Raw genomic sequence first — 10,847 nt, 5'->3', positions numbered from 1 at the left:
TGAAGTAATTGCCCGTCTACGCGGTTTCTTTTTTGGCAACGAGTTGGATTCCTTTTTTGCCTTTTGGAGTCGCCGCGTTTTTCAGCCTGCTACCTCACCACTTTTATGACCTGCACCCACTTGTTCCCATCGGGTACAATTTAGCCATGATCCCTCCAAGTTCCTTTATCGAGTTGCTACGTTGTCCGCAATGCGTCCCTCCTGCACCTCTGATACTCAAGGAAAATGGGGAGGGACTACACTGCAGCTCGGGGCAACACCACTTTCCCTTCACGGAAGGCTTCCCGGATCTGCGCCCGGATGACCTCAAGGCTCCCGCCCCTGCCGCGCAAAACAAAGCGCAAGATAAATAAAAAAAGGAATCTCTCACGATGCAGCTCACTCCCACTGGCAGTCTCCGTATTCTCTTGCTCAATGGCCCCAACCTCAACCTGCTGGGCCAGCGAGAGCCTGATGTCTATGGCACCATGACATTTGACGAGCTTTGTAAACGCATTAAGGAGTACTCCAAAGAGCTTGGCATCGAGCTAAAAATGCTCCAGAGCAACCATGAAGGTGTCCTCATTGACGCCATTCACGATGCGGCGGACTGGGCCGATGCTATTGTTATCAATCCGGGAGCCTACACCCACTACTCCTACGCCATCGCCGATGCCCTCAAGGCCGTGCGGCTTCCGGCCATTGAGGTGCACCTCTCCAATGTCCACGCACGCGACGAGTTCCGGCGCACCTCTGTCGTAGCTCCCGCAACCGTCGGGCAGATCGTCGGGTTTGGCGCGATGTCGTATCTTTTAGCACTCCAAGCGGCCCGCGCCCTCGTGCAACAAGGCCGGGAGTAAAAGGCCCCCTGCCCCCCACGAGTGGGGGTCAGGGGGCAATTGTGAGACTGCCAACGGCTTCGGCGCTCTTGCTACCGGTTGTCGGGAGGTAGCCCAGCAGGTCGTAGGTGCCTGGCGGCGTGTTTCCCACAGCCCAGGCAGCGGTCACGATTTTGCGCTCACCAGGAGCCAGTGTCAGCTTGGTAAAAGCCATGGTGTAGAAGCCCGTCCGAGAGAGCTGCCAGAGCGTGAGCGCCCCCGCGGCGTAGCGCGCATTGGGCTCAGGGCGGCGGCGCACTTCCATATCAGTCTGACAGCCTGAGGGAAACGAGAAGACGGCAGGTTGCGTCCCCGTATTGACCACGGTGTAGGTCAGCTTCACGGTCTCACCCGCTCGAACCCGGCCCCGCTCCGCGGTCATCGTTGCTTGCACGCGTGCTCCTGTCTGCGGGGGACGAAACTGCCCCGGAGGATCGCCCGCGGGAGGGCTCTCACCCGGCTGATCTCGGTCAGAAAGATAGATCTGCGCCGTTACCGAGGCGGTGAGAGGTGCGTGCACCAGCTCGACCTCATAGACGCCTGTTGGTACACGCTTGCCACTGTCATCGCGCCGATCCCAGATCTCGATATGCTCCCGCATCTCGCCGGGCAGGAGCTTGATGGTTGTCGTGGGGGGAAAGGGCTTTCCCTTCGACCAAGTCCAAACAATCCGACGGCTACGGCTCTCACGGACTCGGATCTCGTAGTCGTGGCGGGTTCCAATCACATGGGTAGAAGAGAGGGTGCCTTCGTTGCGAAGCTGCACCGCGATCTCCACAGCCCGATTCGGAGGGTACTGATTCCGGTCGGTAAAGATATACTGTCCGAGTCGTCTTTGCATGGTCTAGCTCTTTTCCGCGCGTTTGGCCGCCTGCCAGAGCGCCTCTTGCTCTTTTAGCGAGAGCATCTGCACACTCTTGCCTTGGCCTTGGGCGAGCGCTTCTTTCTCCATAAAACGCCAGCGTGCGCCAAAACGTGACAACTGGCCTCGTAGTGCGTCTTCTGCCTCGATACCGCGCTTGCGCCCCAGATTCACCAGGGTAAAGAGGACATCTCCCAGCTCCTCCGCGATCCGCTCGGGGCTTCCGTGCTTTAGCTCCTCACGCAGCTCGGCCAACTCCTCTTCCACCTTGGCATAGACCTGGGCTTCATCGGGCCACTCGAAGCCGACTGCCACAACGCGCTTGCTAGTCTCCAGTGCCTGAGAAAGCGCCGGAAGACTGCTGGAGATACCATCGAGAAGAGACTCCACGGGCTTGTTACCCTTCTCTGTTGCCTTGATCGCGTTCCAGTTGGTTAGCACCGTCTCGGCGTCTTCCGCCTGAACATCCCCAAAGACATGGAGGTGACGCCGAATCAGCTTCTCACAGATCGCGGCGCAGACATCACCCGAGTCAAAGAATCCTTCCTCACGACCGAGCTGGGCATGAAAGACCACTTGAAGCAAGAGATCCCCCAGCTCGTCACAGAGCGCCTCAGGGTCATCCTGGTCAATCGCCTCCACCACTTCATAGGCCTCTTCGAGCACATAGCGCCGCAGGGTCTGGTGGTTTTGTTTGAGATCCCAGGCACAGCCGCCGTTGGGATCGCGTAGCCGAGCCATAATCGTAAGAAGCTCATCAAAGTCCGCGCGGCGCTGCTCAGCAGGAAGCTCGGGCACCCAGACCGTGGTAAGGTGGTCAATCAGCGATGCATGGGCAGTGCGATCCAGCTCGTAGAGTGGGAGGGTAGCTTGTTTTTCAAGCCCAACAATTCCCGCTCCGTGTACCACGGTGATTGCGAAGTCATCTGGGTAGCCTGCACGCCCTAGCGCCAGCTTAGCATTGCTGGCAGCGGCGCGGCTGTGTACCTGGTAGAGCAGAATCGGCCCGCCTGTTCGCAGCGCCGCTGGAGGCGCGGGTGCTTCGGGCTCCAACAAGAGCGCATCAATGACGTGCAGATCGCCTGTCACCGACTCCCCAATAGCTTCCAGGCAAGCGTCCACAAACGATGGTGCCCCCGTCACTTTGGTGGGAATTCCCCGCCGCCGGGTCTCTTGCAGGAGCAACGCCACCGTTGTCTCTCCCACAAGCGGATGGCCAGGAACCGCATAGACGAGCTCGCCGTGAGCCGCTTGAAGCCGTAGCACCCGTGCGACAATGGCGGCATAGGTATCGGCAAACGATGCACCATGCTCGTACTCGTCATCCAGAGCGGTCACGGGCAGGCTTTTCAAGGCAGAGGCCAGGGGCTCCGCTTGAAGCACCGGGTGACGCTCCGTGCGTAGAAGCACAGGAAGCCCTGAGGTCAGTAAAGAAAAAGCCCGGGGAGGGAGCGCTTCCGCACTCCCCGGCCCCAGGCCAACAATTTGAATCATTGCGGCTTGTGCTACTTAGGCTTTGCTGTATCACCACCGGGTGCAGGAGCGGTGCCCGGTGCGGGGGCTGCTCCACCTGGCAGGGGTGCGGCACCACCTGTGGGGATGGGAGCGGCTCCGGGCGGAGGAGCAACGCCGATTCCAGCATCCTGAGCACTCTGTTTGACGGACTTCCAGATCGTGTCATACACAGGGCTGGAGGTCTCGACGGAGGCATCAAATTTCTTTTTGATAATCTCGTTGCGTACTTTGCTGAAGTTCGCATCGTTCATGGCCTGCATCTGGTACACAACCCGCTGACGCGCAATGGGGGCTGCCTGGTCAATAGGCACACTGTACTGGGGTAGCTTCTTCTCAATCTTCAGCCAGGCTTTGGCAGAGCCACCTTGCATCGGCCAGTCCACCGGACCGACAACCTGACCAGGCGCTGCTGCATTGACCTTACCCGCCACCGCCGGAGGAATCTGCGCGGTAGGGAGAACCTGTAAACCGGCACTCACTTTAAGCTGCGGGATGACATTGATCTCGCGCGCTGCTTTCTCGGTAAAATTCTTCGGATCGGAGAGTGTCTTCTGCGCCTCGGCAAATTGAGGACTGTTGGGAGGTAGCAGAATCATGCGGACCTGAATGCGGGCGGGCAGACCAAACTCTTCCTTGTGCTCGTTATAGTACTGTTGCACCTTGTCATTGCCAATACTCAGCTGCTTGACCAAGAGCGCCACTTCAGCAAGCTCCGCTTTGATATTCTCTCTAAGCGCCTCAGGGGTCGTTCCCTGTTTCTGAAGCTCCTCCTCAAAGGTCTTGCCCGGCTGGCTTTGCTCTAGCATGTCTTTGCGGTAACGAAATGCCTTACTGACATCATCATCACTAGGCAGGACGCCCTGAGTCGCAGCTTCGGAAAGAATGATCTTTCGCCCGATAAGTTGCTCCAACACCATGCGGCCCGCCGGAACAGGGACAGCCCCTTGGGCTCCTGTCACGGCCAGAGTCTGCTCTAGTGCCTGGACATACTCATCCTTGGTGATGACCTGACCATTGACTTTGGCAAAAGGCTTCTCGCCACCACATCCCGCCGTGAACAGCGATGTTGCTGCAAGAGCCGATAGGCCACTGATTAAAATACAATTGCGATTCAAGAAAAATTCTCCTGATAGTTTGCTTCGGTTTCGAAGCTTTTAGACTTAGTACGCTTTCCGACGCTTCAGCGTTCCCGGTGGCGCGAAGACCAGACGGAGCATACTCTTAAGTTATCCTGGCAATTCTACCGTGCCGCATTAGTCCCCGCAATTACGCCGGAAGAGCTGCCCACACTCCCTGTCTAGCAGAAAACATGCCCCAATGCGAATAGTTTGAGAGGAAAATTGCTTCCGGGTGCCGAAAGGGCACTTATTGGAATGTTCCACAAGGAGGTTTTCGATGATTTTCCACATGACACGCCGCGCCGTGTTTTTTTCACTCTCCGCCGTTGCCCTGGGGCTTTTAACGGGCTGTGACCCGAAACCGGCAGCCACAAGTGGAGGTGGGGATGCACCTGCTCCCACAACGATAGGGGGGAAGACTCTCACGCTGGCGGTGATTCCCAAGGGCATGACCCATGTCTTCTGGCAGTCCGTGAAGGCCGGAGCAGAGAAGGCGGGGGAGGAAATGGGCGCGAAGATTCAGTGGGTGGGGGCGCAGAAAGAGACCGATCCCGCCGGGCAGATCGGGGTGGTGGAGAACCAGATGAATGCCAAGGTGGATGGCATCGCCCTTGCGCCTCTGGACAAAGCGGCGCTTGCTGGGACAATCAAGAAAGTCCACGCCGCGGGTGTGCCACTGGTGATCTTTGATTCCGCTGCCGATGTGACTGAGGATCAGTACGTGAGCTTTATCGCCACCGACAACCTCAAGAGCGGCGAGATCGCGGCGCGCCAGATGGGCAAGATCGTCGGGGGCAAGGGAACGGTAATTATGGTGCCCAACGCCGCCAACTCCGCCTCCACGATGGATCGTGAGGCGGGCTTTGAGTCGGTGATGAAAAAAGAGTTCCCCGGCATCACGGTCGTGCGCTCCAACTACGGCGAGTCGGATCGCAACAAGTCGCTGAATGTCTCGCAAGATGCCCTCTCGGCACACCCGGACACCGTGGGCATCTTTGGCTCCTGCGAGCCCTGCGCGATTGGTGCACTCAAAGCCGTCGAGGCCAAGAAGCTCACGGGGAAAGTCAAGATTATCGCCTTCGACAACACCAACGAGATCGAAAAAGGCATCACCGATGGCACGATTGACTCCGTCGTGATCCAGAACCCCACCAAGATGGGCTACGAGTCCGTGAAAGCACTGGTTGCTGCGAAAAAAGGCGAAAAGGTTGAGAAGAAAATTGACACCGGTGTCGTGCTCATGACCAAAGAGAACATGAACTCTGAGGAAATGAAAGACTTCCGCGCGAAATAATTACTTCGCCGCCCCATGGAATGAGGCGTCTGGGTAGCCTGCGGCTGCAAAGCCCGTGCCGGGCTAGGCTACTTGGTAGCCCGGCACGGGCTTTAGGGCACAAAATGCCCTATAGCAGCACGATTTCCGACAGAGACAAAAATAGCTTGTATATTTACAAAAATAGCTTGCACATTTAAACAAGAAAGATTTATAATACGTTTAGGTTCGGGCCATGAGGGCCGAACCGGATCGGAAAGAAACTTATGCGTATTCTTATCCTGCTCCTGACTCTGTCGCTAGGAACAATCATACTCTCGGGATGCCAGAAGGAACGTACCGAGGCCACTGCCGCAGAGAAGGCGGAGCTTCAGCAGCGCCAGGAGATGATCAACAAAACCATGCAAAACCGTCCCAATACGTTCTCAAAACCTGGGGGCGGATAGTAGAGCCCCCTAACGAAGGAATTTTAAACCATGAAACTGTTTTCTCGACTGTTTCGACGACGTGTCTTTACGCTCATTGAGCTACTGGTCGTCATCGCCATTATCGCCATTCTTGCCGCCATCCTCTTCCCTGTCTTTGCTCAGGCACGAGACAAGGCTCGTCAGGCAGCCTGTCTTTCCAACCTGAAGCAGATTGGGACCGCAACGATGATGTATGTGCAGGACTACGACGAGCTCTACCCCAACACCCGTGCCTGGGGACGAGCCTGGGACGGCTACCCGTTCGTGCCCACTGCGGCACAGCTCGCTGCCAATCGGGCCCTCTACGACACCCACGTGCGCTACATGCCAGATCTGCTGTTTCCCTACACCAAGAACGAGGGAATCTTCTTCTGCCCCAGTGCTCCCCCCAACGCTGGGGGCTACAACATGAAGCGCAATGGAACCTCGTATCTCTGGCAGCACCAGACCTCCGACTGCACCGGCGTTCCCTCTGGCGTCATCAACCAGCCGCAGATCAAGGTGGCGGGTCTGTCCATGGCGGCGGTCTCCCAGCCCGCTCGCGCTCCGCTGATTCATGATCTTCCCTACTGGGGCTCGGCCTCCGGACAGGGGCCGACGATCCATCAGAACGGGATCAATGTAGCCTACGCCGATGGCCATGCCAAGTACAGCCAGAACCTCAAGCCAACGGAGGACTGGTGGTGGACACACTCCGGAGAGGGCTGGGGCGCAGCAACCGATAACCAGGTAAGCTGCAACCCTAAGTAGCGGCCTTCGTGCCTATGTCTCTTTCCCCGAAGCTGCGACTGCTGATTCTAGGGGGTGGCCTCCTCGGCCTTGCCGTAGGAGCCACCCTCTCTTTACGCTTGCTCTCACAAAACGCGGCGCTCTCCCGCCTGGTGGATCGTGGGTTTCAGGCCACACAGGCAGGACAGTATGCACAGGCAGAGCAGCTCTGGGGAGAGGCCCGGCGACTCGCTCCCGACAACCCGCTGGTCTTACGCTCACTTGCGGAGACACTTCGGCTCCAGGGGCGCTGGGACGAGGCAAAGGCTACCTATGCCGAGCTGGCAAGACGCGCTCCTCAGGAACCCCACGTCCACTGCCAGCTTGCCGCGCTGACCCTTCAAAATCCACAAGACCCACAGGCGCAGGAGCGTGTGGAGCAAGCCGTGGCGCGGGAGCCCGCCTGCGTCAGTGCCCTTCTCCTGGCGATTCGCCGCGCCAACCAGCTCGGAGATCAGAAAAAAGAGCTGGGCTATCTCGCGGCCGCCTACCAAGCCGAGAAGAGAAGCCCTGCCCTGACAACCTACTACGCCACACAGCTCCAGAACTCCGCCGACCTCAAGACCGCTCTGGTCGTGACACGCGACTACTCCCACCGCTACCCAGGCTACGGCTACGCCAACGCATTCTCTGGTTTTCTTGCAAGCCGCCTCTCCGAGAAGGATGCCCAAGACACCCTGGAGCGAGCGGTTCGGCTCGATCCCTCCAGTGGGCTTGCCCACGCCGCCTTGGGATTTCACCTCCACAGCCGGGGCAAGTCCCGCGAGGCAGTGCCCTATTTGGAGAACGCACTGCTCCTGGGCTTTGACCAGGCGGATTTGCTCTTCAACCTCACCCGTGCCTGGCGCACGGTGGGACGCACCGCAGACGCGGACCGACTCCAGAAGAGCTTTGATACCCTCTCTGCCGCCCAGAACCTTACCGCTGGCCTCCAGAGGCGCCATGCCCCCTCCGCCGAGCTCGAACCCGCCCTCCAGAAGCTCGCGGAGGCCCGCCAGGTCTTCGCCACCGAGCGGCAGCGCCTGGAGACAGCACCATGAGGCAAGCGCTTTTCCTCGCTCTCTTGCTGGTGGGCTGCACCCCACAGAAGCCGCCTACAGTCCCCCAGGGTCTCTACACCAATGTGGCGCAAAAAGCGGGCCTAGACTTCCGTTTTTCCCACGGTGGCACCGGGCAGCACTACCTGATCGAGACGACCGGGAGCGGCTGCGCGTTTCTCGATGTCAATGCCGATGGCAAGCTCGATATTCTGCTCCTTCAGGCAGGCACTCTCCCGGTAGACGGACGCAAGCCCGGCACGGGCCCGCAGAACCGGCTCTACCTGAACAAGGGCAATGCCTCTTTCACCGATATCACGGCAGGCTCCGGGCTAGAGGACTCGGGCTACACCCAGGGACTGGCAGTGGGCGACTACGACGGCGATGGTTTCGAGGATATCTTTGTCACGGCCTATGGCGGCAATCGGCTCTACCACAATGAAAAAGGGAGCGGGAAGTTCACCGAGGTGACGGCAAAGGCCGGGGTAGCGGACACGAAAAGCGGCCCCCGGTGGTGCAGCAGCGCCGCCTTTGGCGACTACGACGCCGACGGGAAGCTCGATCTCTATGTCTGCCGCTACGCTGTCTGGAGCTTTGCCACCAATAAACCCTGCAAGAACCCACAGAAAAAGCTCTCGTACTGCTCTCCCGAGCTCTATGCCCCCGAGGCGCACGCCCTTTTCCACAACAATGGCGATGGCACCTTCACCGATGTCAGTGTCGCAACGGGGATCAGTAAGGCAAAGGGACACGGGCTGGCGGTCACCTGGCTAGACTACAACGGCGATGGCCACGAGGATATCTTTGTCGCCAATGACCTGAGCCCCTACTTTCTCTGGCGCAACAACGGCAATGGTACCTTCACCGAGATAGCCAAAGAGGCAGGGTGCGCCTACTCCGACATGGGTAAGCTCCTCTCTGGGATGGGAATTGGGGTGCGCGACTACAACGGCGATGGCCGCGAGGATCTCTTTGTAACCAACTTCTCCGGCCAGATGAACGCGCTCTTTCGCAATGAAAGCAACGGGCTCTTCATCAACACGACCACGCCCTCGGGAGTGGGGCCCATCAGCATGAGCCACCTGGCCTTTGGCTGCGACTTTCTCGACTACGACCGCGATGGCAACCCCGATCTGATCGTGGGCAACGGGCATGTCAACGACGATGTGGAGGCCTATGCACAGGGCGATAAGTACGCCCAGCCCAAGTCTCTGCTAAGAAACAGCGGTAACGGCACCTTTACCGACCACACGCAGGGACTCGGTGACCTGACCGTTCCTCATGTCACTCGGGGGCTGGCCGTGGCGGACTTCGACGATGATGGGCACCTGGACATTCTCACCAACAACCAGGACGGCCCTCCCGAGCTGCTGCGCTACACCGGCCCCAACACTGGCCACTGGGTGGCGTTTCACCTCAAAGGAGTCAAGAGCAACCCGAGCGGCTACCACGCGAGAGTTACCATCACGGCGGGAGGGAAGACCTACGTGGCCGAGTCCCGCTCCGGGGGGAGCTACGCCTCGCGCACCCAGCCACGGCTCTATTTTGGCCTCGGGGAAGCAAAGACAATAGAAGCACTCACGATCCGCTGGCACGGTAGCAAGACCGAGACTAAGGCAAGCAATATCGCGGCGGATCGGCTCTACACGCTGACCGAAGGCGAGCCCCTCCGATGATGCCCAGGCGAAGAGTCTACGACTGTACTCTAATGGCTCTGCTCTTGCTGATCGGGTGCCACAGTGCGCCACTACCCACGCCGCCGTCGCTGGCGGAGAAGGGAAAGGCGCTGGCAAAAGAGCAGAAAATCACCGAAGCGGTCAAGACCTTCAACCAGGGAATCGCGCGGGAGCCAGACCGACCCGATGCCTATATCGGGCTGGCGGTGCTCTATGAGTCGGTCGGTCGCCCCGATCTGGCGGTGGAGACCCTGGAGCAGCTCCAGGCCGCCGCGCCAGACGCGCCCGGGCTGCACTGCCGCCTCGCCGAGGCAGCACTGGGGACGGAGGATCTGCTCCTGGCGCGAAGTGAGGGGGAGAAAGCCGTGCAAGAGGGCACCGACCTAGTGCGTGCCCACTCTGTCTATGGGATTACTCTGGTGCGCTTTCGAAGCTGGGAGAGCGCGGCGGTGCAGCTTACCAAAGCGATAGAGCTCCTCCCCGACGACATTGAGGTTCCTCTGGTGCTGATGGAGGTCTACCTTCAGCAGGGAGCTTACGACAAGGCCATCGCACTGGGAGAAAAATACGTCACCAGGTTCCCCCAGAGCGCCCGGCTCCACTACCGACTGGGCCTGAGCTACACCAAGGTTCCCGGCAAGACAGAACAAGCCATCGCTCAGCTGCGAGCGGCGATTGAGGTCGAGCCCGGCTGGTTCGAGCCCTACGCCGAGCTGGGGCGTACCTACAAAACAACAGGTCGCCGCGACGAGGCGTTGACCGCCTTCGAGCGCGCTTGGGAGCTCAACCCTGGTGTCGCGGGTGTCGCCTTCAACCTGGCCGACCTCTACCGACAAAAGAAAGACCCCCGTGCGACAAAGCACGAGGCGATCTACCAGCGCCTCATGAAGGAGCAGGAGCACTTCACCGCGCTCCGGCGCGACACCAATCAAGACGCCGACACCCCTACCACCCTGACCCTCGCCGAGCAAGAGGGGAAGCTCAAGCGCTTCGGAACCGCACTCTATCGCCTGCGGCGGGTGCTACAAAAAGAGCCGACCAACCGAAAAGCGCTCCTGCTCGCGATCCAGCTCGACCGGCAGGCACGGGTGGGCTTCCCGGACTACCTGCGCCCCGGCCCGGGAATTGGGAGCACCCTAGAGGAAGACGCAGCCTTGAGCACCAATCAGTAAGACAAGCCCGGCTCACGGCCCGAGACATCGTCGTTTGTAACGTTTCAGTGGGTGAAGACGAGATCGTATTCAAACCAGTCGAAGTCGGCGTGGTTCTGGCTG

Annotated in this window: 11 protein-coding genes; 8 read left to right on the top strand and 3 right to left on the bottom strand. The window is 59.4% G+C overall.

Annotation, left to right across the window (positions count from 1 at the left end; translation table 11 throughout):
• Positions 1-146: 146 nt before the first annotated feature.
• Both RMO15_RS15075 and aroQ read left to right on the top strand, forming a co-directional pair.
• Positions 147-353, top strand: coding sequence for a hypothetical protein (locus RMO15_RS15075; RefSeq protein WP_309714269.1), 207 nt, complete (start codon positions 147-149; stop codon positions 351-353).
• An 18-nt stretch (positions 354-371) separates the two neighbouring features.
• Positions 372-839, top strand: a complete 468-nt coding sequence (aroQ, locus tag RMO15_RS15070; RefSeq protein ID WP_309714267.1) for a type II 3-dehydroquinate dehydratase — start codon at positions 372-374, stop codon at positions 837-839.
• 28 nt (positions 840-867) lie between these two features.
• Here the strand turns inward: aroQ and RMO15_RS15065 are convergent, their stop codons facing one another.
• From RMO15_RS15065 to RMO15_RS15055, 3 genes are read right to left on the bottom strand one after another with little or no spacing between them, the layout of a single operon-like run.
• On the bottom strand, positions 868-1,698 hold the full coding sequence (locus RMO15_RS15065; RefSeq protein ID WP_309714265.1) for a BsuPI-related putative proteinase inhibitor: 831 nt from the start codon (positions 1,696-1,698) through the stop codon (positions 868-870).
• A 3-nt stretch (positions 1,699-1,701) separates the two neighbouring features.
• Complete coding sequence (mazG, locus tag RMO15_RS15060; RefSeq protein WP_309714263.1) at positions 1,702-3,213, bottom strand: nucleoside triphosphate pyrophosphohydrolase; 1,512 nt, start codon at positions 3,211-3,213, stop codon at positions 1,702-1,704.
• A gap of 11 nt (positions 3,214-3,224) precedes the next feature.
• Entirely contained in the window at positions 3,225-4,349 is a 1,125-nt protein-coding gene (locus tag RMO15_RS15055; protein WP_309714261.1) for a SurA N-terminal domain-containing protein, read from the bottom strand.
• Positions 4,350-4,641: 292 nt separating this feature from the next.
• Here RMO15_RS15055 and RMO15_RS15050 point away from each other — a divergent pair, with 292 nt between their 5' ends.
• The 6 genes from RMO15_RS15050 to RMO15_RS15025 all read left to right on the top strand — a co-directional run bounded on the left by RMO15_RS15050 (position 4,642) and on the right by RMO15_RS15025 (position 10,745).
• The gene (locus RMO15_RS15050) at positions 4,642-5,646 is read left to right on the top strand and encodes a substrate-binding domain-containing protein (protein ID WP_309714258.1); all 1,005 of its coding nucleotides are present in this window, start codon (positions 4,642-4,644) and stop codon (positions 5,644-5,646) included.
• A 245-nt stretch (positions 5,647-5,891) separates the two neighbouring features.
• Positions 5,892-6,071, top strand: a complete 180-nt coding sequence (locus RMO15_RS15045) for a hypothetical protein (protein WP_309714256.1) — start codon at positions 5,892-5,894, stop codon at positions 6,069-6,071.
• Positions 6,072-6,101: 30 nt separating this feature from the next.
• A complete protein-coding gene (locus tag RMO15_RS15040) occupies positions 6,102-6,842 on the top strand; it encodes a DUF1559 domain-containing protein (RefSeq protein WP_309714255.1) in 741 nt (246 codons plus the stop codon).
• Between the two features lie 14 nt (positions 6,843-6,856).
• Positions 6,857-7,900: a tetratricopeptide repeat protein gene (locus RMO15_RS15035; protein ID WP_309714252.1), complete on the top strand. Its 1,044-nt coding sequence runs from the start codon at positions 6,857-6,859 to the stop codon at positions 7,898-7,900.
• On the top strand, positions 7,897-9,573 hold the full coding sequence (locus RMO15_RS15030) for a CRTAC1 family protein (RefSeq protein WP_309714249.1): 1,677 nt from the start codon (positions 7,897-7,899) through the stop codon (positions 9,571-9,573). Before RMO15_RS15035 ends, RMO15_RS15030 begins: the two co-directional genes overlap by 4 nt.
• Positions 9,574-9,605: 32 nt before the next feature.
• Complete coding sequence (locus RMO15_RS15025) at positions 9,606-10,745, top strand: tetratricopeptide repeat protein (protein WP_309714246.1); 1,140 nt, start codon at positions 9,606-9,608, stop codon at positions 10,743-10,745.
• Positions 10,746-10,847 lie beyond the last annotated feature (102 nt).

Origin of the sequence: Armatimonas sp. (assembly GCF_031410135.1) — a bacterium.
Classification (GTDB): domain Bacteria; phylum Armatimonadota; class Armatimonadia; order Armatimonadales; family Armatimonadaceae; genus Armatimonas.
Note: the sequence above shows the minus strand (reverse complement) of the source record. Positions and strands in the feature narration are given on the sequence as shown.

What these genes read in the sequence shown, in the direction of transcription:
- RMO15_RS15075 (WP_309714269.1), top strand. Translation starts at nt 147, where the DNA reads ATGATCCCTCCAAGTTCCTTTATCGAGTTGCTACGTTGTCCGCAATGC.
- aroQ (WP_309714267.1), top strand. Translation starts at nt 372, where the DNA reads ATGCAGCTCACTCCCACTGGCAGTCTCCGTATTCTCTTGCTCAATGGC.
- RMO15_RS15065 (WP_309714265.1), bottom strand. Translation starts at nt 1,698, where the DNA reads ATGCAAAGACGACTCGGACAGTATATCTTTACCGACCGGAATCAGTAC.
- mazG (WP_309714263.1), bottom strand. Translation starts at nt 3,213, where the DNA reads ATGATTCAAATTGTTGGCCTGGGGCCGGGGAGTGCGGAAGCGCTCCCT.
- RMO15_RS15050 (WP_309714258.1), top strand. Translation starts at nt 4,642, where the DNA reads ATGACACGCCGCGCCGTGTTTTTTTCACTCTCCGCCGTTGCCCTGGGG.
- RMO15_RS15045 (WP_309714256.1), top strand. Translation starts at nt 5,892, where the DNA reads ATGCGTATTCTTATCCTGCTCCTGACTCTGTCGCTAGGAACAATCATA.
- RMO15_RS15040 (WP_309714255.1), top strand. Translation starts at nt 6,102, where the DNA reads ATGAAACTGTTTTCTCGACTGTTTCGACGACGTGTCTTTACGCTCATT.
- RMO15_RS15035 (WP_309714252.1), top strand. Translation starts at nt 6,857, where the DNA reads ATGTCTCTTTCCCCGAAGCTGCGACTGCTGATTCTAGGGGGTGGCCTC.
- RMO15_RS15030 (WP_309714249.1), top strand. Translation starts at nt 7,897, where the DNA reads ATGAGGCAAGCGCTTTTCCTCGCTCTCTTGCTGGTGGGCTGCACCCCA.
- RMO15_RS15025 (WP_309714246.1), top strand. Translation starts at nt 9,606, where the DNA reads ATGGCTCTGCTCTTGCTGATCGGGTGCCACAGTGCGCCACTACCCACG.